This window comes from Paracoccus litorisediminis, from assembly GCF_009711205.1.
GTDB lineage: Bacteria > Pseudomonadota > Alphaproteobacteria > Rhodobacterales > Rhodobacteraceae > Paracoccus > Paracoccus litorisediminis.
In genome coordinates, this window is sequence record NZ_WMIG01000003.1 from 144,428 (window position 1) to 170,479 (window position 26,052).

The window sequence follows — 26,052 nt, forward strand, 5'->3', positions numbered from 1 at the left end:
CTTCGATATTGCACCGTTCGTACCATTCCGGCAACGGGGCTCATTCTCCGGCTTTAAGTTCGGTGACGACCTGTTGCACAAGACGCCCTTTCGCGAACTCTGCCGTCTTACTGAAATGGTGGGCGAAGGCCGGATTTGCAAGCACCCAGACCACCCCGGCGGGCTGCGGCTGGGCCGCCAGAAAGCCCAGAATGTTGCCGATGATGCGTTCCTGAAACGCCGGATCGATCCCGCCCAGAGGTTCGTTGAAGACATAGAAATCGGACCGGCGCAGCAATGTCCGGGCCAGTGCCAGCCTTTGACGCTGCAGCAGGCTTAACCTGCGCCCGCCCGCGCCCACGTCATAACCCAGCCCCAGCGACAGCACGTCGTCGCTGAAGGCACGGTTGCCCTTCATCGTCTCGCGCAGCACGCCGCGCACGGTGTCGATGATCCGGTCCTCGGCCCGACCGACGCGGCGGTTGATCTTGCCAAACAGCACGTTCTGCAGGATCGAGGCGCGCTGCATATAGGCGTCGGGATCATAGGGTTGCAGGTGGTCGCGCAGATCCTCGGGCATGCGCTCGGCCAGCACCTTGCGACCCTTGACCAGCAGCGCGCGCAGGTCATCGTCCAGCAGGCTGAAACGGTATTTCGGCTCGATATAGAACATGGCCAGCCGGATCAGCCGGATGCGCTGCTCCAGCGTCGCCTTGCCGATGCCGCCGGGCTGGTAATGGGTCAGGATATGCTCGAATTCGGGCATTTCCTCGGGGGTCATGTAGGTCAGCCATTGCAGCAGGTCGGGATTGTCGGCCAGCCCGCCGAACAGGTCCAGCGTCACCCGCGCGAAACGCCAGCCCAGATCGAACAGCCGATGCGCAAGGCCCAACTCCATCAGCACATCGCGGAAGAACGGATGGGTGACGATGGCGTTGATCGAGGCATCGCGGTCGGTCGGAATGCCGAAAAGCAGGTTTTCCGAAATCGTTGCCTCGGCATTGTAGCCGTCGGGATCAAAGGGCAGAATTGCCCCGGTCAGGTTCTGCGCGGCCAGCCTTTCGCGCAGCTTGCGGCGCATTTCAAGCACCGGCTGTTCGATCTGCGGCACCAGAGTCGAATTGACCGGCGCATGGACGGCAAAGCTGATGACATCGCTGGACAGGCCCACCACCTCAAGGACCTCATGGATCGCGCCCAGCAGGTCGCCATCCTCGCGGCCGGGCTGGATGGCGTTGTAATCGATCCAGTCGGTATCCTTGTCCAGCAGCGGATTACCGGCCAGACGGGCCTCGTGCCAGCGCCATTCCCGGTCGGCGCGCAGCTCGGGCGGCTCATCCTCGGGCGGGTCGCCGGGGCGGCGGCGCAGGGCATAGGTCACGTTTTCCAGAACCGTCCCGCCCAGCAGATGGATCGCCGGACCGGCATAGCCGATGGCGCGGCCGGTGACCCGTTCCGGCAGCTGCGCCAGATCGCGCCCGCCCAGCGTCACCCGCCCCATCGAAGGCGGCATCACCCCGGCCAGCACATCCCCGACCAGCGGCGCCCCGCCCGAGGCATCGCCGATCACCGCCAGCGTCTCGCCGGGGGCCACCTCAAGCGAGACATCCTCAAGCAGCGGCGTGCCCAGATCATTGCGCAGGGACAGGCGATGCAGCGCCAGCGGGCCCAGCACGTCGGGCGGGACCTCGGCATCAAGATCGTGGCGGGCGGGATCAAGCAGCCCTTCGGCCTCGAATTGCTCGATGACCTGTTCGTATTTCACCTGCATGTCCTGCCGCGCCAGATCCCAGTCGATCAGCTCTTTCAGCGGTCCCGGCAATTCCTTGTAGGCGTTGATCACGGCAATCAGCTGGCCCACGTCCAGCGTGCCCTTGATCGTCAGGTATCCGCCGATGGAATAGAACAGAAAGGGCGTCATCTGCGCGATGAAGTTGTTGAGGAACTTCACCAGGAATTTCCACTGGTAGATGTCGTAGCGGATGCGAAAGATCCGACCCAGACGGGCGACGATATCGGCCCTTTCCCAGTTTGTCGTGTCATTGCTGTGGATGGTCTGGATGCCATCGACGATCTCGGCCACGCGGCCGGCCAGTTCGCGGGCGGTGATCTGGCGCTGGCGGCCCAGCACGATCAGCCGTCGCCGCATGCGCGGGATGATCGCGACCTGCACCGCCGCCATGGCTGCCGCGACCATACCCAGCCAGAAATGCTGCATGAAGATGAAGAACATCGCCGTCAGCGCCTGCCCGCCCAGCAGCGCGGGCTGGGTAAAGGCATCGGCGGCGAAACCGCCCAAGGGCTCGATTTCGTCCTTGACCAGACTGGCGATCTCGCCCGACTTGGCCTGCCGGAAGCGCTGGGGCGGAAAGCGCAGCACGCGGTCGACCAGCTCATAGCGGGTGCGGCGCAGCAGGCGTTCGCCAAGGCGGCCTTTCTGGACGTTGATGTAGAACTTGAACAGCCCGTTGACGATGACCAGCGCCAGAAAGGTCAGGCTGAGCGCCAGCAGCAGTTGCAGCCGTTCAAGCTGGATGCCTTCGGTCAGGGTGACATGGCCGAAATAGGGCAGGTCGAAGCCGATCTGCATGAAGGGCTGGGTGTCGCCGGGATTGGTGAAGCCCTGCCCCTGGATGGGGCGGTTCACGATCTGCTTGGGCAGATCGAAGGCCATGTAGAACGGGATCATCGAAACCGCGATGACGAGCACGATGAAGATCTGCTCGCGCCGTGTATGCATCCAGATATATCTGAAGATGTTTGGTTCCATCGGCGGTCAGCTCACTTCCGTCAGGCGGTGATCGGCCAGATGATACAGGATGTCGGCAGTCCGCCCCGCCCCGTCAAGGTCAAGCCCCTGACGACTTGGCACAGGCGCGGCCAGCGCCTGCCTGATCGCGGCGGCCAGTGACGGACCGTCCAGCGCGGATTCCGGCAGAATATCGGCCCAGCCCTTGGCGGCAAGGCGGGTGGCGCGGGTGGTCTGTTCGGTCTCGCCCCCGGTGGCGAAGGGGATCAGGATGGCGCGGCAACCGGCCTGCAGCACGTCGCAGACGGTGTTATAGCCCGCCTGCGACACCGACAGCCGCGACGCCGCCAGCAGCGCCGCGAAATCCGGGCGGAAGGTTTCGACCAGAAGCCGCCCTTGCGGCAGGGCATTGAGCCCCGCCGCAAGGGCCTGCCGCGGCCCCGCGGGCAGGTTCGGTCCGGTGATCAGGCAAAGGCGCAGGTCCGGCAGTTCCGCCGCGGCGGCAAGCGCGGCAGTGGCCAGCCCCTCGCCCACCGCGCCGCCGCCCGCCGACAGCACCACGTCGAAGCCCTGCGCGGCGGGGCGGGGAGCAGGTGGCGCGACCAGTCCGGTATGGACCACCCGATCCGCAATCCGGTCGGCCAGCGGAAAGGTATCGCCCAGCCGCGCAAAGGCCGGATCGCCATGGACCAGCACGCGGTCGTAATGGGCCAGCACCAGATCCACGGTTTCGGCATCGCGGCCGGGCTTGGTCTTTTCCTGCAGGATGTCGCGCAGCGAGCAGCACAGGATCGGTTTGGGCCGCATTACCGCGATGGCCTCAAGCAGCGGCAGCAATTCGAAACGCATCTGCCGGCGGCCGAAGGGAAAGGCCTCGGTGATGACGATATCGGGGGCGGCGCGGTGCAGGGTGGCCAGCAGCAAGTCGCGGCGGCGGTCCAGAAGTTCCGGCGTCGCGGGGTCGCCATGGGCATCGGCAAGGCCCGAGAAGCCCTCGCCCGCGGTTTGCAGCGCGGGCAGCGCGATATGGTCCAGCCCGGGCGGCGGGAAACCCGTCACCGGCAGACCGCCCGTCACCAGCGTCACCCTTGCCCCCCGCGCGATCAGCGCCTGCGCGATGCGGCTGGCGCGGGCCAGATGGCCGATCCCCAGCAAATGCTGGACATAGAACAGGATGCGCGGCGCGGTCATGGCTGGTCCCTCCAGCTTTGGCGGAACAGTCGCGTCAGGTCCGAAATGCTGGCGGCAAAGTCGAATTCCTCGCGCGCCAGCCGCATCGCGCCTTCGCCCAGACGGTCGCGCAGAGCGGGATCGGTGATGGCACGCTGCAGCGCCACGGCCAGCGCCTGCGGGTCGTCGGGGGGGACCAGCAGACCGGTCTGGCCCTCGCGCAGGAATTCGGGAATGCCCGAAAGCGTGGTCGCGATGCAACAAAGGCGCTGGCTGGCGGCCTCGACAATGACGTTGGGCAACCCGTCGCGGTCGCCATCGGGGGTGATGCGGCTGGCCAGCACGAACAGGTCGGCCCGGCGATAGGCGTCCAGCACCTGCCGCTGGTCCAGCGCGCCGCGCCAGTCGATGCGCGCGGCAATGTCCAGCCGCGCCGCCTGCGCCCGCAGACGCGGCAATTCCCCACCGCCGCCGACATGGGTCAGGTGCCAGTTCAGGTTTTTCGGCAGCAAGGCCAGCGCGTCCAGCAACACGCCGAAGCCCTTTTTCGGGACAGCGCGACCGATGGTCAGCAGACGCACCGGATCGTCGGGGCTTCTGCCATCGCGGGGCGGACGCATCAGGTCAGGGGTGGGAAAGCGCGCGTGGTCCAAGCCGTGATAGGACAGATGCACCGCTGCGCCGGGCGCAAGCCCCGCCAGATGATCGCGCCCGGTCGCGGTGCAGGTGACGGTCCAGTCGGCATCGCGCATCTTCTCGGCCAGTTCCCAATCGGGCGAGGTCCAGATGTCCTTGGCATGGGCCGAGACGGTAAAGCTTTGCCCGAGGATCGCCGCGCCGTAGCGCGTGACCGAGGCCGGGGTATGGGCGAAATGCGCGTGCAGCCAGACCGGCCCTTGCGGCATTTCCGCGGCCATGACCAACGCCTGCCCGAAACGGCGGACCCGGTTCGGGGTCGGATCGCGCAGCAGATCGCGCAGGAACAAGCCTCCGGCCCGCCAGAAGCCGCGCCGGGGCAGGCAGGCACCCAGCCCGCGCAGCACCCGCATCGGTTCCTGATACAGGTATTCGGGCAGGTAGCTGACCTTGGCGCGGATCTCGTCATGGACGGGATGGCGGCTTGTGTCGGTCGGATGGCGCAGGGACACGATCCGCAGCCGCAGCCCGGCGCGTTCCAGCCCCAGCAATTCCTGGGCGATGAAGGTCTCGGACAGGCGCGGATAGCCTTTGACGACCACGACCAGCAGGGGATCTTGTGCGACGCTCAGGATTGCACCGCGCGCAAGGCGGGCTGGCGCGGTGCCATCAGCCATTCACCGACATCGCGGGCGATCTGGGCCTGACCGTCCAGCGCCATGAACCCGGCCTTGGCCGCCGCCCGCGACTTGGACGGGCGGGGCGCATCGGGCAGCGCCCGCAGCGCCGCGGCAAAGGCGGCGGGATCGACAGTGTCCTCGGCGGGCATCATCCGCACCAGACCCAGTTCGGCGGCGCGCTCGGCCCGGATTGCCTGTTCCAGCCGGGGCTGGGTGCGCGGCACGATCAGCGCCGGGCGGTCAAAGCTGAGGATCTCGCAGAAGGTATTATAGCCGCCCATACCGACCACGCCCGAGGCCCCGGCGACCAGCTCCTCAAGCCGGTTGTCGAATTCGATCGTCTCGACATTGGGCAGGGTCTCGGCCTCGGCCAGCAGCTCGGCGCGTTCGCGGGCGGGCAGATAGGGGCCCAGCACGGCCAGCGTCCGCCCGATGCCGGGATCGTGGCGATGCGCGGCAAAGACCGCGCGGAACAGGTCGGCCCCGTCGCCGCCACCCCCGGTCGTGACCAGCAGGTAGCCATCCGCAGGACGATGCGCGGGCGTACCCATCTTGGGGATCGCGCGACGCAGAAAGCCGGTATAGCGCACGCGCGCGGTGACGGCCTCGGGGACGATCAGCCCGGCCAGAGGGTCGTGGAACCCCTCGGGGCCATAGACCCAGATGCGGTCGTAATAGGTCTCGATCTTGCGCAGCACGTCCTTGCGCGCCCATTCCGGGCCCAGCAATTCCGGCGCGTCCATCACGTCGCGCAGGCCAAGGACCAGATGCGTGCCCTGCGATTTCAGGAAGGCCAGCGTTTCCTCGATCTCGCCATGCAGGCCCATCGGTTCCTTGTCGGTGATGAAGATGTCGGGGTGAAAGCTTTGCGCGGTCTGGCGGATGATGGCGCGGCGCATTTCCAGCGTGTCCTCAAGCGAGGTGTGCTGTGCCATCGACTGGTATTCGCCGTTGCGCAGCTTGATCACGCTGGGGATTTTCACGAAATCGACGCGGACCCGGTAATCGAAGGCCCCGGCGATGGTGGTGCCGGAAATGATCATCACTGACAGCCCGCGATAGGCCGCGACCAGCGCATGCGCGATCTCGCGGCAGCGGCGCAGATGGCCCAGCCCGAACGTGTCGTGGCTGTACATCAGGATCCGCGCGTCTTCCAGTCTGGGGGTCATGGACGATCCTTTTGGCAAATCTTGATCGGTCATCTATAGGGGTCGGCCGCGTCGCGCAGCCCGTCTCCAAGAAAGTTGAACGCAAGGATCACCAGCACCACCGGCACCATCGGCCATAGCAGCCACGGATACAGCGCGACGATATTGATGCCGCGCGCCTCGGTCAGAAGGATGCCCCAGCTGGTGACCGGGGGGCGCAGGCCAAGGCCAAGGAAGGTCAGCGCGGTTTCGCCCAGGATCATGCCGGGGACAGACAGGCTGGCACTGGCGATCAGATGCGACATGACACCGGGGATCAGGTGACGCGAGATGATTCGAGGGCTGCGCGCACCCATGAGTTCCGCAGCCAGAACATAGTCCTCTTCGCGCAACGCGAAAAGCTTGGATCGCACGGCGCGGGCCTGCCCGGTCCAGTCCAGCATGCCCAAGATCAGGGTGATGCCCAGATAGACCAGAAGCGGGCTCCAGCTAAGGGGGATGATCGCGGCCAGCGTCATCCATAGCGGGATCGAGGGGATCGACTGGATCACCTCGACCATGCGCTGCATCCCGTGGTCGAACCAGCCACCGCGATAACCGGCAATGCCGCCGATGACGATGCCCAGCGTGAAGCTGACCAGCGTGCCCAGCAGCCCGATGGTCAATGAGATCCGCGCCCCGTGCAGAATGCGCGAGAACACGTCCCGCCCCAGCCGGTCGGTGCCCAGCAGGTTGAAGCGTCCGCCTTCGGCCGGGCAGACCAGATGCCGGTCGGCAGGGATCAGCTTCCAGAACAGATAGGGCTCGCCACGACAGAAGAAGCGCAGTTTCTGCGGATCGGTCGGGTCGTCGGTATAGACCCGGCGCAGCTCGGCCATGTCCAGCCGCATGGTCTGGCCATAGACGAAGGGGCCGATGAACTGCCCGTCATGGAACAGATGCACCCGCTGCGGCGGCGCGTGGATGAAATCCAGATTGCGGGTGTCCAGCCGGTAGGGGGCCAGAAACTCGGTGATCAGCAGCGATCCATACATCAGCAGCAGGAAGATCCCCGAGATCAGCGCCACCCGGTGACGGCGGAACTTGATCCAGATCAGCCGCAGCTGGCTGGCATTGCCCAGCCCGAAGGCCGGGCCAGCCGGTTCCCGCGACGGGTCGAACGGCGCATCCGACACGTAATGCGGCAGGGCGGCGCCGGGCGGCGGCAGGGGGTTCGGCTCGCTCATCCCCGCCTCCCCGTCAGGCGGATGCGCGGGTCAAGCAGGCTCAGCGCCACGTCTGACACCAGCACCCCCACCACCGTCAGCGCCGCAAGGAACATCAGGAACGATCCGGCCAGATACATGTCCTGACTTTGCAGCGCGCGGATCAGCATCGGGCCGGTGGTTTCCAAGGACAGGATGATCGCCGTGACCTCGGCCCCCGAAATGATCGCGGGCAGGATCGAGCCGATATCGGCGACAAAGAAGTTCAGCGCCACCCGCAGCGGATATTTCAGCACCACGCGGGCGGGCGACAGGCCCTTGGCGCGGGCGGTGGTGACATATTGCTTGCCCAGCTCGTCCAGCAGGTTGGCGCGCAGCCGCCGCGCCATGCCCGCCGTGCCCGCGGTGCCGATGATCAGCACCGGTATCCAGATATGGCTGAGGACCGAATGGAACTTGGCCCAGCTCATCGGCTGGTCCAGATATTCCAGATCCATGATATGGCCGATCGAGACCCCGAACCAGATATTGGCGAAATACATCAGGATGATCGCCAGCATGAAATGCGGCACGGCAATGCCCATCAGCCCCAGCAGCGTCAGCCCGTAATCGCCCCAGCTGTATTGATGCGTGGCCGAATACAGCCCGATCGGAAAAGCCAGAAGCCAGGTGAATGCGATGGTCACGACGCTTAGCACCACGGTCAGCCACAGCCGGTCGCCCACCACCTCATTGACGGGCATGCGGTATTCGAAGCTGTAGCCGAAATCGCCATGCAGCATGCCGGTGACCCAGTGCCAGTAGCGCACCGGCGCGGGCGCGTCGAAATGGTAGCGCGCCTTCAGCGCCTCGATTTCCTGCAGATCGGTCGGCTCGCCCAGCATCTTCAGTTCCTGGACGTAGCTTTCGAAGTAATCCCCCGGCGGCAATTCGATGATGGCGAAGACCAGCACCGAGATCACGAACAGCGTCGGGATCATGATCAGCAGGCGGCGGAACAGGTAACGCAGCATGCCCTAGCCCTCATCCAGCCAGAAGGTGTCGGGCATGTAGATGCCCAGAACCGAGGTCGGCTGATAGCCGATCAGCCCGGTTTCCGGCAGGTTCTGCAACTTGGCGGCGCGGACGACCGGCTGTTTCGCGCCATTGACCGTGCCGATGGTAAAGACCTGATCGGCATGGATCGCCAGCATCCGGTGCCAGATCGACAGCTTTTCGTCATGGCTTTGGCTGAGCCGCCAGCGGCCGACCAGATCGACCAATTCGCGCGCCTCGGGCAGTTCGGGCGCTTTGCCCTGCTTGCCCTTCGAGGCGTAATACACCCCCCATTGCGACCAATGATACTGGTCCTCATTGGTGGGGGCCAGTTCATAGGGCGGCATCTCGGGGGTGGGCACGGCATTGTCCAGACCCATCCAGACCGCCATGCTGGTCAGCCCGGCCATGGTCCGGCTGCGGAACAGGTCGCGCTGCGACACCCGCACCCACAGCGCGATACCGACGCGGCGGAAGTGATCGGCCACCAGTTCCAGCACGTCGGTTTCCACCGTGCTTTCGCCCGCCGTCTCGGCAAGGATGCCCGCGACCTGACCGTCGGGCAAACGGCGGAAGCCGTCGCGGCGCGGCGCGGACAGGCCCGCCTGATCCAGCAGCGCATTGGCCTGTTCGGGATCGAACTGCGTCCATGCGCGGGCATATTCCTGCCGGAACAGCACGCTTTCGGGCATGATCGTATTCGCGCTTTCGCGGGCAAGGCCAAAGAACAGCGCCTTGTTGATCTCGGTTCGGTCGATGGCCAGAGACAGCGCGCGGCGCACCCGCACATCGCGGTAAAGCGCCCGCCAGACCGGATCGGCGCAGGTCAGGTTCGGATACAGCGCCACGCGCGCGCCTTGGGTCCGCGTCCACAGATGCACCCGGATCGGAAAGCGATGCTCGGCCTCTTTGACCAGCGTGTAATCGGAAAACTCGACCCCCGCCGGTTGCAGATCGCTTTCGCCGGTCGCCACCTTGGCCGGGATCAGGTCGTAGCTGGAGACATTCATCACCACCCGGTCGATATAGGGCAGTTGCAGCCCGTCCTGATCGACGCGGTGAAAGAATGCGTTGCGCTCAAAGACGAATTGCTGCGCCGGAGGCAGAGTGCGCGGCCGCCACGGCTCCAGCGTCGGCAGGTCGGGATTTTCCGGCCGGGTCACGCGGCTCATTTTCTGGTGCAGGCCCTGCCAGTCGTCGACGCGCTGTTCGACCACCAGCCGGGCCAGCGTGTCGGCGGGCGTATAGTCGGCGTGAAAGCCCTTCATGTAATGCGCGGGCATGAAGATGCGCAAAGGCGAGGGCGCGGCCAGCCCCGGCAGGAAATCCGGCAAGGGCGCGTGCCAGCTGTAGCGCAGGGTCAGCTCGTCCAGCATCTCGAATTCGGGGCCCTGCCCGTCCAGCTGCATCTCGGGCGGCATGCCGCCCAGATCGTCGCGCAGCGTCACGTCCTGCCAGCAGTAGCGGAAATCCTCGGCGGTGAAGGGATGGCCGTCCGACCAGCGATGCCCGCGCCGCAGCCGCAGGGTGAATATCCGCCCCTCCTGCACCTCCCATGACTTCAGGATGTCGGCGACAAGGTTCAGCCCAAGGTCAAAGCCCACCAGCCGCGAATAGCCGTTGATCGGCATGTAGCGGATGTCGCGCTGGCCGCCGATCAGCATGCGGATGGTGCCGCCGTGTCGCCCGGCATTGCGGCCAAGCGCGGGCAGGTCCATGACGCGCGGCTCCAGCGGCAGGCGCTCGGCCACGGCGGGCAGCTCACCGGCCAATTCGCGGGGTTCCAGATAGGTGGGGCCGATATAGGTGGGAATGGTCAGCGCGCGGGCAGCATGCGGGGCCGCGATGAACCCCGCGCCCAGCAGCGCCAGCGTATCCCGACGGGTCAAGGGCGTCCTGCTCATCCGCTGGCCCTTTGCTGGAACATCTGTTCGGGATGGGCCAGTTCCTGCATGCGCACCCGGTGCCCGGCCCCCAGATCGACCATGCGCGCTGGCTGGCCCGGCACCTCGCGGAAGACGGCGGGCCATTCGGCCTCGGCCCGCGCGGTGGGGATGCGGGCGCGCGGGTCCAGCGGGCGGGCGGGATCGGGAACCGGGATCGCGGCCAGAAGCGCGCGGGTATAGGGATGGACCGGTGCCTCCATCACCAGATCGCGGGGGCCGATTTCCACCAGACGCCCGCGCCACATCACCGCGATCCGGTCGGCCATGTAATTCACCACCCCCAGATCATGCGAGATGAACAGATAGGTCAGGTGCAGTTCACGCTGCAAATCCTTGAGCAGGTTCAGAATCTGCGCCTGAACCGAGACATCCAGCGCCGAGACCACCTCATCGCAGATGATGAATTCCGGGGTCAGCGCCAAGGCCCGCGCAATGCCGATCCGTTGCCGCTGCCCGCCGGAAAAGCTGTGCGGAAAGCGCGCCGCCGCCCCCTGCCCCAGCCCGATTGCCGACAGCAGCGCCGTGACCAGCCGGCGGCGTTCCTCGGGCGTGCCGCGACGGTGAATCTCCAACGGTTCGGACAGGATGCTTCCGACCGTCATCCGCGGCGACAGCGAGGAAACCGGGTCCTGAAAGATCATCTGCACCCTTGAGCGCAGATCATCCAGCGCCGGGCCTTGCGCCTCGGCGATGTCGATGACCTCGGTGCCGTCGTCAAAGATGATCGTGCCCGCATCCGGGGTCATGGCGCGGACCAGCAGCTTGCCGATCGTGGTCTTGCCCGAGCCGCTTTCGCCGACCAGCCCCAGACATTCGCCGCGCATGATGTCCAGACTGACCCGGTCCACCGCCGTCACCGGCTGCGCATTCGAGGAGATCAGCGACCATGACTGATGGCGCGGTAAAAACGCCTTGCTGACCTCGCGCAGGGATACCAGCGGGCGCAGGCTTGGTTCGTGTCGCCCCTCGGGGCGGCCCAGCCGTGCCAGTTCGCGAATGCCGTCGGGCGGGATTTCGCGCAAGGGGCGCAGCCGGGCGCGGCCGGCATGGCCCAGCACCGGCACCGCCTGCATCAGCCCGCGCAGATACAGGTGCTGCGGGTTGTGAAAGATCGTGGCGGTGTCGCCCGCCTCCATCACCTGACCGCGATGCATCACCACCACCTCATCGGCCAGATTGGCGACCACGCCCAGATCATGGGTGATCAGCAGCACCGCCATCCCCAGTTCCTGCTGCAGATCGCGGATCAGCCCAAGGATCTGCGCCTGAATGGTCACGTCCAGCGCCGTCGTCGGCTCGTCCGCGATCAGCAGGTCCGGGCCGCAGATCGCCGCCATGGCGATCATCGCGCGCTGGCGCATGCCGCCCGACAGCTCGAACGGATACATGTCGAAGACCCGGCCGGGATGGCCGAAACCGACGCGGGCCAGCATCGCTTCGCAGCGCTCGCGGGCCTCGCGCTTGGTCAGGGGGCGGTGCAGGCGCAGGGCCTCGGACAATTGGTTGCCGATGGTGTGCAGCGCCGAGAAGCTGGTCATCGGTTCCTGAAAGATCATCCCGATGCGGTCGCCGCGTATCGCCCGGATCTGCCGCCCGTCTCGCGGCAAGGTCAGCAGGTCCAAGGGCGGGCCGCCGGCCTCACCCTCGCCGGGATTGAACCAGATCCGGCCCGAGACCCGCGCCTGACTGGGCTGCAACCCCATGATGGTCTGGCCGGTGATGCTTTTGCCTGACCCGCTTTCGCCGACCAGCGCCGTGATCCGGCCCGGCAGCACGCGCAGGCTGGCCCCGTCCACTGCCGTCAGGTCACCCCCCAGCAGCGGGAATGAGACCCGCAACCCCTCGACCCGCAACAGGTCCCGCGTCGCCGTCAGCCGGTCTTGCAAGCCTTTCTCCTGACTGGCGGCGCCTGCCGCGTTTGCGCATCCGTCCGCTAGGACAAAAGCATGGAATCACCGTCTTGCGTGAATTATCTTGAACGATCGTAACGGATACGGCCACAAATTGCCGAAAGCGGAGGGCATGATGTCGGCAAAAGACAGGCTGATCGCGGAAATCGACGCGGCGCTGGCGCTGGCACGCGCGGGCGGGATGGATCAGGCCCGATTGAAACAGGCATGGGCGGCGCTGGACCGGATCGCCGCCGATCCGCAGGTCGGATTGCTGGGTCAGCCGACCCAACTGGGCCTGCCGCGCAAGCTGCATTCGGCCCGGCTGCGGCTGGCGAAACTGGCGGGCGATCCGGTTCAGATGACCGGACTGCGCGCCACCGCCGTCCCGCCACAAGATCTGCTGGCCGACCTGTTCCCCGCCGATCCCGCCACCCGCGCCGCCCATGCCCGCGCCGCCGGGCAGCCGGTCACGCGCATGGTGCATCAGCTGTGGGTGGGCGGCCCGGTGCCGCCGAATTGCGGGATCTGGCGGGCCTGGGCCCTGCGGCATGGCTGGGATTACCGGCTGTGGCAGGAAACCGATCTGGCCCGGCTGGGCGTCACCAGCGACCCCCTGTATCTGGCGATGCGGGCGGCGGGCGATCTGCCCGGCGCGGTCGACGTGGCGCGCTATCACGTGCTGGCGCATTGGGGCGGGCTTTATCTGGATTGCGACTGGTACCCGATTCGCCCCGAACTGTCGCCCGAGGACATCCTGCCACCCTATGGCCTTTCGGCGATCCCCGAGGCCGGGCCGCGACTGGTCGGCGGCGCGGGAATGCTGCTGGCCAATGGGACGATCGCCACGCCGCCGCAGCACCCGGCGATTCTGTGGTTGCTGCAGGTGCTGCCGGAATTCGCCGCCCGCCTGCCCGGCACCCCGGCATGGTGGCAGACCGGCCCCCTGCCCTTCACCCTTGCTGCCAGACGCGGCCCGGTCAATGTGCTGGATATCGGATTGCTGGGCGGATCGGTGCCGCGCGGCACGCCCTTGGCCGAGGTGCAGGCCAAAGCGCAGGAACTGGCCGCCGGGCCGGGCGCGGAATTCCTGCTGGAATGGAAAAGCTGGTAGGGGTCAGTCCAGCCGCGTCTCGGACCCATCCGGGCCAAGGGCAAAGACCGCATTCTGCGCCGCATCCAGCAGCAGGGCCTCGGGCAAGGGCAGGTTTCGGTGCAACCCGCGCAGCAGCCGACCGGTGACGCCATGCCCGACAAAGATCACATCCGGCAGGCTGGCGGCATCGGCCAGCAGCGCGCGCAAACGGTCCAACACCTGTTCCAGCCGCTCACCGCCGGGGGCGTGGAACATCCATTGCCGGGGTGGATGGGCCTTGCGGGTGCCGGGCCAGCCGGATTCGATCTCGGCCCGGGTCAGCCCGTCCCAGACCCCCATGGAAATCTCGCGCAGACGCGGATCAAGGCGCAGGTCCAAGGGCGGCAGGGCGCGCGCGACCAAACCTGCCGTCACCTGCGCGCGCGGCTGCGGGCTGCACCAGAGCGGCGGCAGCCGCCCGTCCAGATGCCGCTGAAGGATGCGCCCGCAGGTCAGGGACTGGCCCTGCCCACGCTCGGTCAGGGGCGAATCCGCGGCGCCCTGATAGCGGCCCTCGCGGTTGAACTCGGTCTCTCCGTGCCGCAGCAGATAGATCACGCGACCGCCCTCATGGCGAAGCCACCATCGAATAGCCCGGATGAAAGGCCAGCCGGACCGAGGTGATCGCGCCCTGATCGTTCCATGTCGTCCGCTGCAGGATCAGCAGCGCCGTGCCCTGCCGGGTTTCCAGCAGGCGCGCGTCGCGGGCATCGGCATTCTCGGCGGAAAAGGCGATGTCGCCGCGCAGCCAGGGGAAATTCCGCACCAGCCATTCGTTGGGGTTGATGCGCTGGAAGTCGACATGCTCGGCCCCCGGGGCGGCCTTGGGATTGATCCAGCGGTCCTCGACCTGAAACGGCTTGTCATCGCCGTAATGGACGGTGCGCAGATGGATCATCATCGTGCCCTCGGCCTCGGCCATGCGCGAGGCAATGTCGGCGGGCGCGGGGCCGTGCTTTTGGGCGATGATGCGGTGGCTATAGGCCATGCCCGCACCCTCGATCTGCTCGCGCACGATCGGGATGGTCAGCGTGGCCTTGCGGGCGGGGTTCACGGTGACATGAGTTCCCGCCCGACGCTTGCGGTCCAGCAGCCCCTCTTCGGCCAGCAATTGCAGGGCCTTGTTCACCGTGGCGCGGGCGACGCCGAATTCGACGGCCAGTTCGACCTCATCGGGGATGCGGTCGCCCTGCCGCCATTCGCGCTCGACAATGCGGCGGCGCACCTCGGTCACGATGGCATGGGCCTTGGAAGGGTTGGTGGCGGGTCGGTCGGTCACATGCGATCCTGAACGCGGGCGATGGTCGCCAGATACTCGGCCATGATGCGGTCGCGGTCCAGATGGCGGCCCGATTGCACGACATGGCGTCCCGCCGACCAGACATCGCGGACCAGCCCGTCATGCCCGGCAAAGATCAGGCTGTCCAGCAACTGGTCGTCCTTGCGCCCGGCCATGACCGGATTGTCCGTGTCGATGGCGACCAGATCCGCCCACAGCCCTTGCGCAATCGCCCCGGTCTCGCGGCCCGCCGCCGTCGCGCCGCCGTCCAGACCGGCTTCATAGATGACCCGCCCGGTCGAACGCCCCGGCTGCGCCAGAATCGCCCGGCCCCGGTCGCGCAGGCGCTGGCTGTATTCCAGCGTGCGCAACTCTTCGACCAGCGAGATGCGGATATTGCTGTCCGAGCCAAAGCCCAGCCGCCCGCCGGCCTCGGCCCAGATCGTGCCGTTGAAGATGCCATCCCCCAGCGAGGATTCGGTGATCGGGCACAGACCCGCGACCGCGCCACTGGCAGCAAGGCGGCGGGTCTCGTCCTCGGTCATGTGGGTCAGGTGGATCAGCGTCCAGCGGCGATCGGGGGCGAAATTGTCCAGAACCCATTCGACCGGGCGGCGGCCATAGGCGGCGCTGATCTCGTGGATTTCCGGGATCTGCTCGGCCAGATGCATATGCAGCGGGCGATCCGGGCGCAGTGCCACGCACATCTGCAATGCTTCGGGCGACACGGCGCGCAGCGAATGAGGGGCGATGCCGATGCCGCTATCGCCGTCCAGATGTGCCAGCGTACCCTCGGCCCCTTCCAGCAGGCGCTGGAATTCCTCGGGGGTGGTGCCGAAACGGTCCTGACCGGGGATCAGCGCGCGGCGGTCGGTGCCGCCGAACTGGTAATGCACCGGCAGCAGGGTCAGGCCGATGCCCGTCCGGCTGGCCGCCGCCGCAATCCGCGCCGCCATTTCCGCGATATTGTCGTAATGCCCGCCGCCGACGCCGTGATGCAGGTAATGGAATTCGACATTGGTGGCATAGCCCGCCTCCAGCATCTCCATCTGGACCAGCGCGGCGATGGGTTCGACATCATCCGGGGTCAGATGCTCCAGAAAGCGGTACATGATCTGGCGCCATGTCCAGAAAGTGTCGCGCGGCTCGGGGCCCCTGGCCTCGCTCAGACCGGCCATCGCGCGCTGAAAGGCGTGGCTGTGCAGGTTCGCCATTGCGGGCAGCAGCAGCCCGACGCGATGCCCCTCGGGTGCAGACCCGGCGGTGACCGCGGTGATGCGGCCATCCTCGACCGTCACCGATACGTTTTCCGCCCAACCTTCGGGCAACAAGGCCCGCTCTGCCCAGATCCGAACCATCCGCTTGCCCCTTTTCACGTCAAAATAAGTTTAGACATAGATGCTGATTAAGTTTAGACATAGAACGAAGAAGAAATCAATGACGGAGCGTCGGGATGCTGCTTCTGATGCAGGGGAATTTCGCCGGAATGTCGGCTGAATCAGGTGGTTACGACCTGATCCAGCAGGGCGCGATGGTGCTGGATGGCGACCGAATCGTCTGGGTCGGACCTGAGACCGCGCTGCCCGGCGAATATGCCGATTTGCCGCGCCATGATCTGGGTGGGCGGCTGGTCACGCCGGGGCTGATCGACTGCCATACCCATGTCGTCTTTGGCGGCGACCGTGCCCGCGAATTCGAGATGCGGCTGGAAGGCGCCGGCTATGAGGAAATCGCCCGCGCCGGTGGCGGCATCCTCTCCAGCGTCCGCAATACCCGCGAGGCGGATGAAGAAGCCCTGCTGGCCCAATCCCTGCCCCGCGTCGATGCGCTGCTGGCCGAGGGCGTGACCACGCTGGAAATCAAGTCGGGCTATGGCCTGACAGTTCAGGATGAACTGAAAATGCTGCGCGTCGCGCGTCGCATTGCCGAAGTCCGCGCCGTCACCGTGCGCACCACATGGCTGGCGGCCCATGCCCTGCCCCCCGAATACAAGGACGACCGCGCGGGTTATATCCGCGACGTGGTCATCGCCGGAATGCAGCAAGGCCATGCCGAAGGGCTGATCGACGCGGTCGACGGCTTCTGCGAGGGCATCGCCTTTTCCCGCGAGGAAATGGCCGCGATCTTTGACGCCGCCGCCCAGCTTGGCCTGCCGGTCAAGCTGCATGCCGAACAGCTCTCGGACCTTCACGGTGCCGAAATGGCCGCGCAGCACGGCGCGCTTTCCGCCGATCACCTCGAATGGCTGGGTCAGGACGGCATCGACGCCATGGCCGCATCCGGCACCGTCGCGGTGCTGCTGCCCGGCGCGTTCTATACCCTGCGCGAGACGAAATACCCGCCGCTTCAAGCCCTGCGCGACGCGGGCGTGCCGATTGCGCTGGCGACCGATTGCAACCCCGGCACCTCGCCGCTGACCTCGATCCTGCTGACGATGAACATGGGCGCGACGCTGTTTCGCATGACGCCGGTGGAATGCCTGACCGGCGTCACCCGCCATGCGGCCACCGCCCTTGGCCTGCGTGATCGCGGCCAGCTTTCCCCCGGAATGCGCGCCGATCTGGCCATCTGGGACATCACCCATCCCGCCGAGCTGACCTATCGCATCGGCTTCAATCCCCTTCATGCCCGCATTGTCGGAGGCGAATTTGTCTGAACTGATCCTTACCCCCGGTGAAACCACTCTGGCCCAGCTGGAATCCGTCTGGCGCAAGGGGCTGGCCGTGCGGCTGGCCGACAGCGCCCGCCCCGGCATCGCGGCCTCTGCGGCCCGTATCCAAGCGGCGGCCAATGGCGACGTGCCGGTTTACGGCGTGAACACCGGTTTCGGCAAACTGGCCTCGATCAAGATCCGCTCCGAGGATACCGCCACCCTGCAACGCAACCTGATCCTGTCGCATTGCTGCGGCGTGGGTGAGCCGGTCGAGCCGGAAACCACCCGCCTGATCATGGTGCTGAAGCTGCTGTCGCTGGGTCGCGGCGCTTCGGGCGTCCGCCCCGAGGTCATCGCGCTGATCGAAAACATGCTGGCCCAAGGCGTGCTGCCGGTGATCCCGTCGCAGGGCTCGGTCGGCGCTTCCGGCGATCTGGCGCCGCTGGCGCATATGGCCGCGACCATGCTGGGCGAGGGCCGCGCGACCCATAAGGGCCGCGAGATGGCATCCGCCGAGGCGCTGGCTGCAGCAGGGCTTGCCCCGGTCGTGCTGGCCGCCAAAGAGGGTCTGGCGCTGATCAACGGCACGCAGGCCTCGACCGCCTTTGCGCTGGCCGGGCTGTTCGACGCATTCGCAAGCGCCCGCGCGGCGCTGGTCACCTCGTCGCTGTCGACCGATGCGATCATGGGCTCGACCGCGCCCTTCCTTGAGGAAATCCACACTTTGCGCGGCCATCGCGGCCAGATCCTTGCCGCCCGCGCCATCCGGGGCCTGATGGATGGCAGCGAAATCCGCGAAAGCCACCGGGTCGGCGATACCCGCGTGCAGGACCCCTATTGCATCCGCTGCCAGCCGCAGGTGACCGGGGCCTGCATCGACCTGCTGTGGCAGGCCGCCCGCACGCTGGAAATCGAATCCAATGCCGCGACCGACAACCCGCTGGTGCTGACCAGTCAGGACCTGATCGTCTCGGGCGGGAACTTCCACGCCGAACCCGTGGCCTTTGCCGCCGACCAGATCGCGCTGGCGATCGCGGAAATCGGGGCGATTTCCCAGCGCCGCATCGCGCTGATGGTGGACCCGGCCCTGTCCCATGACCTGCCCCCCTTCCTGACCCCCGATCCGGGTCTGAATTCGGGCCTGATGATCGCCGAAGTCACCAGCGCCGCGCTGATGAGCGAGAACAAGCATCTGGCCAATCCCTGCTCGACCGACTCGACGCCGACCAGCGCCAACCAAGAGGACCACGTGTCCATGGCCGCCCATGGTGCGCGTCGCCTGAAGCGGATGAACGCGAACCTGGCCCATATCATCGGGATCGAGGCGATGTGCGCTGCCGCTGGCGTCGAATTCCGCGCGCCGCTGACCACCTCGGCCCCGCTGCAATCGGTGATCGCCACCCTGCGCGCGACGGTTCCGGCGCTGGATCAGGACCGTTACATGGCCCCCGATCTGACTGAAGCCGCGCGTCTGGTCCGCGAAGGCGCGCTGGTCGCAGCCGTCGCCCCCGAACTGCTGGCCGAGGTGACGGCGTGACCCCGGTCGAAGTCACCCAAGGCGACAGCCCGGTCATCCTTGGCCTGCCCCATACCGGGACTTGGCTGCCCGAGGAAATCCGCGCGCAACTGAACCCGCGCGGGCAGGTTCTGGCCGATACCGACTGGCATATCGAACGGCTTTACGATGGGCTGCTGCCCGGCGCGACCACGGTGCGGGCAACCTTCCACCGCTATGTCATCGACGCCAATCGCGGCGCGGATGATGCAAGCCTGTATCCCGGCCAGAACACCACCGGCCTTGTTCCCGTCACCGATTTCGACGGCGAGCCGATCTGGATCTCTGAGCCCACGGCCGAGGATATCGCCGACCGCAAGGTCCGCTTCCACGCGCCCTATCACGCGGCCTTGGCGGCGGAAATTCAGCGGGTCCGGGCCAAGCATGGCGTGGCGATCCTGTATGATTGCCACTCGATCCGCAGCCACATCCCCTTCCTGTTCGAAGGCACGCTTCCCGACTTCAACATCGGCACGAATAGCGGTGCTGCTTGCGCCCCGCGCATCGAAAAGGCCGTGTTCGACATCTGCGCCGCCACCGGCCAGACCCATGTGCTGAACGGCCGCTTCAAGGGCGGCTGGACCACCCGGCATTACGGCCAGCCGGGCACCGGCGTCCATGCGATCCAGATGGAGCTGGCGCAATCCACCCATCTGGCCACGGAAACCCCACCCTTTGCCTATGACGACGCCAAGGCCGCCGGCCTGCGCGTGACCCTTTCCCATATCCTGCACCAACTCGCGGCGCTTGCCGCCGAACTGAAGGCATGACCCAGATGGACAACCCCCGTCACAATACCCGCGACGTCTATCCCGCCACCGGAACCGAGATCACCGCGAAAAGCTGGCTGACCGAGGCCCCCTTGCGGATGCTGATGAACAACCTGCATCCCGACGTGGCCGAGAACCCGCATGAGCTGGTCGTCTATGGCGGCATCGGCCGCGCCGCCCGGACCTGGAAGGATTTCGACCTGATCGTCGATAGCCTGCGCGCTCTGGAAGAGGACGAGACCCTGCTGGTGCAATCCGGCAAGCCGGTCGGCGTCTTCAAGACCCACAAGGACGCGCCGCGCGTGCTGATCGCCAACTCGAACCTGGTGCCGCATTGGGCGAACTGGGACCATTTCAACGAACTGGACAAGCGCGGACTGGCCATGTACGGCCAGATGACCGCCGGTTCGTGGATCTATATCGGCACGCAGGGCATCGTTCAGGGCACTTATGAAACCTTTGTCGAGGCCGGTCGCCAGCATTACGGCGGCGACCTGAAGGGCAAATGGGTGCTGACCGGTGGTCTTGGCGGCATGGGCGGCGCGCAGCCGCTGGCCGCCGTGATGGCCGGGGCCTGCTGTCTGGCCGTCGAATGCGACGAGACCCGCGCCGATTTCCGTCTGCGCACCCGTTATGTCGATGAAAAGACCCACGATCTGGACGAAGCTCTGGCGATGATCGACCGCTGGACCAAGGCCGGAGAGGCGAAATCCGTGGCGCTGATCGGCAACGCCGCCGATGTCTTCCCGGAACTGGTCAAGCGCGGCGTCCGCCCCGATCTGGTCACCGACCAGACCAGCGCCCATGACCCGGTGCATGGCTACCTGCCGATCGGCTGGACCGTCGCCGAATGGCGCGCGAAACAGGAATCCGACCCGAAAGCGGTCGAAAAAGCCGCTCGTGCCTCGATGCGCGTGCAGGTCGAGGCCATGGTGGCCTTTGCCGATGCCGGGATCCCGACCGTCGATTACGGCAACAACATCCGCCAGATGGCGCTGGAAGAGGGCTTCACCCGCGCCTTTGCCTTCCCGGGTTTTGTCCCCGCCTATATCCGCCCGCTGTTCTGCCGCGGCATCGGTCCCTTCCGCTGGGCGGCGCTTTCGGGCGACCCCGAGGACATCCGCAAGACCGACGCCAAGGTCAAGGAACTGGTCGATGACGCGCATCTGCATAATTGGCTGGACATGGCGCAGGAACGCATCGCGTTCCAGGGTCTGCCCGCGCGGATCTGCTGGGTCGGGCTTGGCATTCGCCACAAGCTGGGCCTTGCCTTCAACGAAATGGTTCGCAATGGCGAGCTGAAGGCCCCGATCGTCATTGGCCGCGACCATCTGGACTCTGGTTCGGTCGCTTCGCCCAACCGGGAAACCGAGGCGATGCAGGACGGCTCGGATGCCGTGTCCGACTGGCCGCTGCTGAACGCGCTGCTGAACACCGCATCCGGCGCGACCTGGGTGTCGCTGCATCACGGCGGCGGCGTCGGCATGGGCTTTTCGCAGCATTCGGGCATGGTCATCTGCTGCGACGGCAGCGAGGATGCCGACCGCCGCATCGCGCGCGTGCTGTGGAATGACCCAGCAACCGGCGTGATGCGTCATGCGGATGCAGGCTATGACATTGCCATCGAATGCGCCAAAGAGCATGGGTTGAACTTGCCGGGCATTCTCTGATTCAAGGGGGCGACGACGCAACGAAACGACGTCGCCCCGTCACCTGTCCAACTAGGAGAAAGACATGAGTTTCCACATGAGCCTGAAGGCCGCATTTGTCAGCCTGATCGCGCTTGGCGCGGGCACGGCCGCCTCGGCCGACCAGCTGGCCGATGTCAAGGCCGCGGGCAAGATCGTCACCGCGACCGACATGCACTATGCTCCCTTCGACATGCTGACCAACGGCACCTATGAGGGGCTGACCAAGGACCTGTTCGACGAAGTGTCGAAGGAAATCGGCGTCGAGCCGCTGTATCAGGACATTCCCTGGACCGCCGAACTGCCGGGCCTTGAGGTCAAGAAATTCGACATCGTCATCGCTCCGGTGACCATCACCCCGGAACGGCTGGAGCGTTACACCTTCACCCTGCCGATCGCCGATGCCACCGTCGCGCTGGTCAAATCTGCGTCCAGCGACCTGAAAAAGCCCGAGGACATCAAGGGCAAGACCGTCGGCGTCCAGCAAGGCACCGCGCAGTTCAAGCAGCTTGAAGCCTATGGCGCCAGCCTTGGCGGCGTGACCATCAAGGAATACGGCACCACCGACGAGGCCTATGCCGATCTGGCCGCCGGTCGTCTGGACGCCGTCGCCGGTTCGCTGCCGAACCTGACCTATCTGGTCAAGAACCGCCCCGAGACCTTTGCCCTGTTCGAACCCGCGAAATTCGGCGAGGCCAAGTATTTCGCCTGGGTCCTGCGCAAGGATGCCGACAGCGAGCCCTTTGCCAAGGCGATCAACGACGCCCTGCTGAAGATGACCGACGATGGCCGCGTCAAGGCGATCCAGGAAAAATGGCTGGGCACCTATACCGAGCTGCCGCGCGAAGTGCCTGCGAAATAAGCCTTTCTTCATAGGCGGGGATATGCAATCCCCGCCTTTTTTTTCGGCCAAGACGAGACCCGCATGTTTTCCCTCCCCGTCTTCCTCGAAAGCTTCGGGCCGCTGATCTGGGCGGCGCGCTACACGCTGCTGATATCCTTTCTGGGCATTGGTCTGGGGCTGGTGATCGGCGCGCTGATCTGCGCTGCGCGCCTGTCGCCCTATATTGCCCTGCGCCGCTTCGCCGCCGTCTGGGTCAGCTTCCTGCGTGGCGTGCCGCTGCTGGTGCAGCTGCTGGTATTCTACTACACCCTGCCCGTGATCGGGATCGACGTTCCGGCGTTTGTCGCCGCTGTGGTGACCGTGGGCATCTGCGCCAGCGCCTATATTTCGGAAATCTGGCGCGGTGCCATCGCCGCCCTGCCGAAAGGCCAGTCCGAGGCCGCCACCGCCATCGGCATGGGCCCGCGCGACATCTGGACCCGCGTGATCCTGCCGCAGGCGGTGACCATGTCCCTGCCCGCGCTGATCAACGAACTGATCCTGCTGGTAAAGGCCAGCTCGCTGGTCTCGGTCGTCGGCATCCTTGAGATCACCCGCGCCAGTCAGGCACAGGCCGCGACCACCTTCCGCCCGCTGGAAGTCTATATCGCCGCCGCCTGCATCTATCTGGCGATCAACCTGTGCCTTGCGGTGCTGGGACGCTACCTTGAACACAGGACGGCCGTGTGATGGATTTCAGCATCTTTCAGCAATACGGCCCCGCCCTGCTCAAGGGCTTTGCCAATACCATCCTGTGCTGGGCACTGGGGACGGTCCTTGGCATGGCGCTGGGACTGGTCATCGCGCTGATCCAGCGCTACGCCCCGCGCCCGGTGCGCTGGATCGTTCAGGCCTATATCGAGATCATCCGTGGCACGCCGTTTCTGGTGCAGCTTTTCGTCCTTTACTATGGCGGCCCGCTGATCGGGCTGCGGCTGGACGCACTGCCTGCGGGCCTGCTGGGCCTGACCATCTATGGCAGCCCCTATTTCGCGGAAATCTTCCGTTCCGGCTTCCGCGCCGTGCCGCATGGCCAGATCGAGGCCGCCCGCGCCATCGGCATGACCGAAATGACCATCGTGCGCCGCATCCTGCTGCCGCTTGGCCTTGTCTCGGCTTTGCCCGCGCTGATCAACTTCTCGATCATCCTGACCAAGGAAACGGTGATCCTGTCGATCATCACCGTGCCGGAACTGATGTATCAGGTGAACCGCATGTCCACGGAAACCTTCCGCTATCTGGAAGCGAACCTCGTGCTGGCACTGTTCTTCTGGGTTCTGGTCGAAACCATCTCGCGCGTTGGCCGCCGGCTTGAGACGCGCATCACGAAACACCTGATCGAAAGGACCTGACGATGCAGGCTTCCTCCGTCGAGATCCGCAAGGTCAACAAGTTCTACGGCCCCTTTCACGCGCTGAAGGACGTGGACCTGAACATCCTGCCGGGCAAGGTCACCTGCCTGATCGGGCCCTCCGGCTCGGGCAAGTCGACGCTACTGCGCTGCGTCAACTTCCTTGAGGAATACGATTCAGGCGAGGTCCGCATCGACGGCCAGCTGATCGGCTATGACGCGCCCGGCAAGAAGATGTCGGGCCGCAAGCTGCGCGAGATGCGCCGTTCCATCGGCATGGTGTTCCAGCAGTTCAACCTGTGGCCGCATATGACTGCGCTGGAAAACGTGGCCGAAGGGCTGATCCGCGTCCGCGGTCTGCCAAAGGCCGAGGCACAAGAGCGCGCGAGCGCCGCCCTGACCAAGGTGGGTTTGGCGGACAAGATGCAGAACCACCCCTCGCGCCTGTCGGGCGGCCAGCAGCAGCGCGTGGCCATTGCCCGCGCCATCGCCATGGAACCGCGGCTGATGCTGTTCGATGAGCCGACCTCGGCGCTTGACCCCGAACTGGTCGGCGAAGTGCTGAACGTGATGAAGACCTTGGCCAGCGAAGGCATGACCATGGTCGTCGTGACCCATGAAATGGGCTTTGCCGCCCATGTCGCCGATCAGGTGGCCTTCATGGAAAAGGGCGAGCTGGTCGGCTGCGACACCCCCTCGCGTATCCTGCACCAGCCCGACGATCCGCGCATCCAGTCCTTCCTGCGCACCTATCATGAGCGCAACAGCTTCTAAGACATGACGACGACGCCCGTGGCTGCGGGCGTCGTCGAACTGATATGGTGGCGGTCAGCCTGCGGCCTGCACCTCGCGCAGCCCCACCAGCCGGTCGCCGGTCGCAACCAGCGCCCGCACCGCATCCGACAGGTCGGTATCGGTGGTGCGGTGATTGCAGATCGCCGCGCGCAGCCCGTGTTCGCCATGCACCACCGTATCCGAGAAGGCGGCGATGCCGTCCTCCTGCAGGCGCATCATGATCTCGGTATTCAGCGCCACCAGCGCATCCGCGTCCATGTCGCCGGGATCGTAGCGGAAGCAGACGATGTCCAGCGTCACCGGGGCCAGCCGGGTCAGCCGAGGCTCGGCGTCGATCCTTGCCGCCATCCGCTGCGCCTGCGCGATATTGCGACCGATGATCCGGCCAAAGCGCTCCGCGCCATGTTCCTTCAGCATCATCCACACCTTCAGCGCCCGGAACCCGCGCGAGGTCTGCAGGCCGTAATCGAACAGCCAGCCCCCGGCGGCGATGCCGCGCTCCATCGGGTCCAGATAATCGGCATGCAGCGCAAAACTGGACAGATGCAGGCTTTCGTCGCGGACCAGCACGCAGCCGACATCGAAGGGCGCGTGCAGGCTTTTATGCGGGTCCAGCGCCACGCTGTCGGCGCGCTCGATGCCCTCCAGCAGCCCGGCATGGCGGGGCGACAGCCGGGTCAGCGCACCGATGCAGCCATCGACATGGAACCACAGCCTCTCATCACGGCAGATCGCGGCCAGCGTTGCCAGATCGTCGACGGCGCCGGTATTGACCGTGCCGGCATTGCCGATCACGCAGATCGGCCGGAACCCCGCCGCGCGATCCTCGGCAATGGCGCGACGCAGCGCGGCAAGGTCGATCCGGCAATCCTCGCCGCTGGGGATGCGGCGCAGGGCATTATTGCCCAGACCCAGCAGCTCGACCGCCTTCTGGTGGCAGCCATGCACCTGATCCGAGGCATAGATCCGCAAGGGCTGCGGCAGCGCCGCCACGCCGTCCTGCCGGATATCCGCGCCCGCCAGATGGTTGCGCGCCACCGCAAGGCCAATCAGGTTCGCGACCGAGCCGCCGCTGGTCAGCGTCCCGCTGGCGGTTTCGGGAAATCCCATCACCTGCTTCAGCCAGTCGATCACCTGCCGCTCGACCAGCACGGCGGCATGATTGCCCCCGCCCAGATTCGAGCCATCGACCGCAGCCAGAAAATCCGCCAGCGCCCCGGTCATGTCCGAGGCCCCCATGTACCACATCCAGAACCGCGGATGGGTATTGCCCATGGGATAGGCCAGAACGGTTTCCCATGTCTCATCGACCACCTGCGCCAAGGGCGTCGGGCCTTGCGGCAGGGGCTGGCGCAAGCGCGCCCGCACCTGATCGGTCATCGGTCGCCAGACGGGACGGTCGCGCAGCCCGGCGGTCGCCGCAATGGCGCGATCGACCGCCTGATGCATCACCCGGCCGTATTCCCCCCAGTCGCCCGGATCGAGCGTTTCGAAATCCTCACACAT

Annotated in this window: 21 protein-coding genes; 9 read left to right on the forward strand and 12 right to left on the reverse strand. The window is 66.0% G+C overall.

Annotated features, from left to right (window positions below; all coding sequences use genetic code 11):
- Nucleotides 1–40: 40 nt before the first annotated feature.
- The 8 genes from GL300_RS09420 to GL300_RS09455 are packed head-to-tail and all read right to left on the reverse strand — an operon-like array spanning nt 41 to nt 12,434.
- Nucleotides 41–2,749 carry an ABC transporter transmembrane domain-containing protein gene (locus GL300_RS09420; RefSeq protein ID WP_155039372.1) on the reverse strand — a complete coding sequence of 903 codons (2,709 nt, stop codon included), beginning with the start codon at nt 2,747–2,749 and terminating at the stop codon, nt 41–43.
- A 6-nt stretch (nt 2,750–2,755) separates the two neighbouring features.
- Nucleotides 2,756–3,919, reverse strand: coding sequence for a glycosyltransferase family protein (locus tag GL300_RS09425; RefSeq protein ID WP_155039373.1), 1,164 nt, complete (start codon nt 3,917–3,919; stop codon nt 2,756–2,758).
- The gene (locus GL300_RS09430) at nt 3,916–5,211 is read right to left on the reverse strand and encodes a glycosyltransferase family 4 protein (RefSeq protein ID WP_155039374.1); all 1,296 of its coding nucleotides are present in this window, start codon (nt 5,209–5,211) and stop codon (nt 3,916–3,918) included. The genes GL300_RS09425 and GL300_RS09430 overlap by 4 nt, the downstream gene beginning before the upstream one ends.
- The gene (locus GL300_RS09435) at nt 5,163–6,383 is read right to left on the reverse strand and encodes a glycosyltransferase family protein (protein WP_155039375.1); all 1,221 of its coding nucleotides are present in this window, start codon (nt 6,381–6,383) and stop codon (nt 5,163–5,165) included. The genes GL300_RS09430 and GL300_RS09435 overlap by 49 nt, the downstream gene beginning before the upstream one ends.
- Nucleotides 6,384–6,412: 29 nt before the next feature.
- Nucleotides 6,413–7,588: an ABC transporter permease gene (locus GL300_RS09440; RefSeq protein WP_155039376.1), complete on the reverse strand. Its 1,176-nt coding sequence runs from the start codon at nt 7,586–7,588 to the stop codon at nt 6,413–6,415.
- Nucleotides 7,585–8,580 (reverse strand): ABC transporter permease, encoded by a 996-nt coding sequence (locus GL300_RS09445; protein ID WP_155039377.1) that lies wholly within the window; start codon nt 8,578–8,580, stop codon nt 7,585–7,587. Before GL300_RS09445 ends, GL300_RS09440 begins: the two co-directional genes overlap by 4 nt.
- 3 nt (nt 8,581–8,583) lie before the next feature.
- Nucleotides 8,584–10,506, reverse strand: a complete 1,923-nt coding sequence (locus GL300_RS09450; RefSeq protein ID WP_155039378.1) for an ABC transporter substrate-binding protein — start codon at nt 10,504–10,506, stop codon at nt 8,584–8,586.
- Nucleotides 10,503–12,434 (reverse strand): dipeptide ABC transporter ATP-binding protein, encoded by a 1,932-nt coding sequence (locus GL300_RS09455; RefSeq protein ID WP_211595004.1) that lies wholly within the window; start codon nt 12,432–12,434, stop codon nt 10,503–10,505. The genes GL300_RS09450 and GL300_RS09455 overlap by 4 nt, the downstream gene beginning before the upstream one ends.
- A gap of 139 nt (nt 12,435–12,573) precedes the next feature.
- On the opposite strand from GL300_RS09455, the gene GL300_RS09460 reads away from it, so the two are divergent.
- The gene (locus GL300_RS09460) at nt 12,574–13,551 is read left to right on the forward strand and encodes a glycosyltransferase family 32 protein (RefSeq protein ID WP_170297642.1); all 978 of its coding nucleotides are present in this window, start codon (nt 12,574–12,576) and stop codon (nt 13,549–13,551) included.
- A gap of 3 nt (nt 13,552–13,554) precedes the next feature.
- Here the strand turns inward: GL300_RS09460 and GL300_RS09465 are convergent, their stop codons facing one another.
- From GL300_RS09465 to GL300_RS09475, 3 genes are read right to left on the reverse strand one after another with little or no spacing between them, the layout of a single operon-like run.
- Nucleotides 13,555–14,130 (reverse strand): histidine phosphatase family protein, encoded by a 576-nt coding sequence (locus GL300_RS09465; protein ID WP_155039380.1) that lies wholly within the window; start codon nt 14,128–14,130, stop codon nt 13,555–13,557.
- Nucleotides 14,131–14,140: 10 nt separating this feature from the next.
- Nucleotides 14,141–14,851, reverse strand: a complete 711-nt coding sequence (locus GL300_RS09470) for a histidine utilization transcriptional repressor HutC (protein ID WP_343042962.1) — start codon at nt 14,849–14,851, stop codon at nt 14,141–14,143.
- Nucleotides 14,848–16,209 (reverse strand): formimidoylglutamate deiminase, encoded by a 1,362-nt coding sequence (locus GL300_RS09475; protein ID WP_155039382.1) that lies wholly within the window; start codon nt 16,207–16,209, stop codon nt 14,848–14,850. Before GL300_RS09475 ends, GL300_RS09470 begins: the two co-directional genes overlap by 4 nt.
- 95 nt (nt 16,210–16,304) lie before the next feature.
- On the opposite strand from GL300_RS09475, the gene hutI reads away from it, so the two are divergent.
- The 8 genes from hutI (at nt 16,305) to GL300_RS09515 (ending at nt 24,525) form a co-directional block, all read left to right on the forward strand.
- Nucleotides 16,305–17,507 (forward strand): imidazolonepropionase, encoded by a 1,203-nt coding sequence (gene hutI, locus GL300_RS09480; RefSeq protein ID WP_155039383.1) that lies wholly within the window; start codon nt 16,305–16,307, stop codon nt 17,505–17,507.
- Nucleotides 17,476–19,041 carry a histidine ammonia-lyase gene (hutH, locus tag GL300_RS09485; RefSeq protein WP_211595007.1) on the forward strand — a complete coding sequence of 522 codons (1,566 nt, stop codon included), beginning with the start codon at nt 17,476–17,478 and terminating at the stop codon, nt 19,039–19,041. The genes hutI and hutH overlap by 32 nt, the downstream gene beginning before the upstream one ends.
- Nucleotides 19,038–19,829 (forward strand): N-formylglutamate deformylase, encoded by a 792-nt coding sequence (gene hutG / locus GL300_RS09490; protein WP_343042963.1) that lies wholly within the window; start codon nt 19,038–19,040, stop codon nt 19,827–19,829. Before hutH ends, hutG begins: the two co-directional genes overlap by 4 nt.
- A gap of 5 nt (nt 19,830–19,834) precedes the next feature.
- Nucleotides 19,835–21,499, forward strand: a complete 1,665-nt coding sequence (gene hutU, locus GL300_RS09495) for a urocanate hydratase (protein ID WP_155039385.1) — start codon at nt 19,835–19,837, stop codon at nt 21,497–21,499.
- A 64-nt stretch (nt 21,500–21,563) separates the two neighbouring features.
- On the forward strand, nt 21,564–22,379 hold the full coding sequence (locus tag GL300_RS09500; protein WP_155039386.1) for a transporter substrate-binding domain-containing protein: 816 nt from the start codon (nt 21,564–21,566) through the stop codon (nt 22,377–22,379).
- A gap of 63 nt (nt 22,380–22,442) precedes the next feature.
- Complete coding sequence (locus GL300_RS09505; RefSeq protein WP_155039387.1) at nt 22,443–23,090, forward strand: amino acid ABC transporter permease; 648 nt, start codon at nt 22,443–22,445, stop codon at nt 23,088–23,090.
- Nucleotides 23,090–23,752: an amino acid ABC transporter permease gene (locus tag GL300_RS09510; RefSeq protein WP_155039388.1), complete on the forward strand. Its 663-nt coding sequence runs from the start codon at nt 23,090–23,092 to the stop codon at nt 23,750–23,752. Before GL300_RS09505 ends, GL300_RS09510 begins: the two co-directional genes overlap by 1 nt.
- 2 nt (nt 23,753–23,754) lie before the next feature.
- Nucleotides 23,755–24,525 (forward strand): amino acid ABC transporter ATP-binding protein, encoded by a 771-nt coding sequence (locus GL300_RS09515; RefSeq protein ID WP_155039389.1) that lies wholly within the window; start codon nt 23,755–23,757, stop codon nt 24,523–24,525.
- A gap of 54 nt (nt 24,526–24,579) precedes the next feature.
- Here GL300_RS09515 and GL300_RS09520 read toward each other — a convergent pair whose 3' ends face one another.
- Entirely contained in the window at nt 24,580–26,052 is a 1,473-nt protein-coding gene (locus GL300_RS09520) for a pyridoxal phosphate-dependent decarboxylase family protein (protein WP_155039390.1), read from the reverse strand.

Coding starts and splice junctions, on each gene's coding strand:
- GL300_RS09420 (WP_155039372.1), bottom strand. CDS start 2,749: ATGGAACCAAACATCTTCAGATATATCTGGATGCATACACGGCGCGAG.
- GL300_RS09425 (WP_155039373.1), bottom strand. CDS start 3,919: ATGACCGCGCCGCGCATCCTGTTCTATGTCCAGCATTTGCTGGGGATC.
- GL300_RS09430 (WP_155039374.1), bottom strand. CDS start 5,211: ATGGCTGATGGCACCGCGCCAGCCCGCCTTGCGCGCGGTGCAATCCTG.
- GL300_RS09435 (WP_155039375.1), bottom strand. CDS start 6,383: ATGACCCCCAGACTGGAAGACGCGCGGATCCTGATGTACAGCCACGAC.
- GL300_RS09440 (WP_155039376.1), bottom strand. CDS start 7,588: ATGAGCGAGCCGAACCCCCTGCCGCCGCCCGGCGCCGCCCTGCCGCAT.
- GL300_RS09445 (WP_155039377.1), bottom strand. CDS start 8,580: ATGCTGCGTTACCTGTTCCGCCGCCTGCTGATCATGATCCCGACGCTG.
- GL300_RS09450 (WP_155039378.1), bottom strand. CDS start 10,506: ATGAGCAGGACGCCCTTGACCCGTCGGGATACGCTGGCGCTGCTGGGC.
- GL300_RS09460 (WP_170297642.1), top strand. CDS start 12,574: ATGTCGGCAAAAGACAGGCTGATCGCGGAAATCGACGCGGCGCTGGCG.
- GL300_RS09475 (WP_155039382.1), bottom strand. CDS start 16,209: ATGGTTCGGATCTGGGCAGAGCGGGCCTTGTTGCCCGAAGGTTGGGCG.
- hutI (WP_155039383.1), top strand. CDS start 16,305: ATGCTGCTTCTGATGCAGGGGAATTTCGCCGGAATGTCGGCTGAATCA.
- hutH (WP_211595007.1), top strand. CDS start 17,476: ATGCCCGCATTGTCGGAGGCGAATTTGTCTGAACTGATCCTTACCCCC.
- hutU (WP_155039385.1), top strand. CDS start 19,835: ATGGACAACCCCCGTCACAATACCCGCGACGTCTATCCCGCCACCGGA.
- GL300_RS09500 (WP_155039386.1), top strand. CDS start 21,564: ATGAGTTTCCACATGAGCCTGAAGGCCGCATTTGTCAGCCTGATCGCG.
- GL300_RS09505 (WP_155039387.1), top strand. CDS start 22,443: ATGTTTTCCCTCCCCGTCTTCCTCGAAAGCTTCGGGCCGCTGATCTGG.
- GL300_RS09510 (WP_155039388.1), top strand. CDS start 23,090: ATGGATTTCAGCATCTTTCAGCAATACGGCCCCGCCCTGCTCAAGGGC.
- GL300_RS09515 (WP_155039389.1), top strand. CDS start 23,755: ATGCAGGCTTCCTCCGTCGAGATCCGCAAGGTCAACAAGTTCTACGGC.
- GL300_RS09520 (WP_155039390.1), bottom strand. CDS start 26,052: ATGTGTGAGGATTTCGAAACGCTCGATCCGGGCGACTGGGGGGAATAC.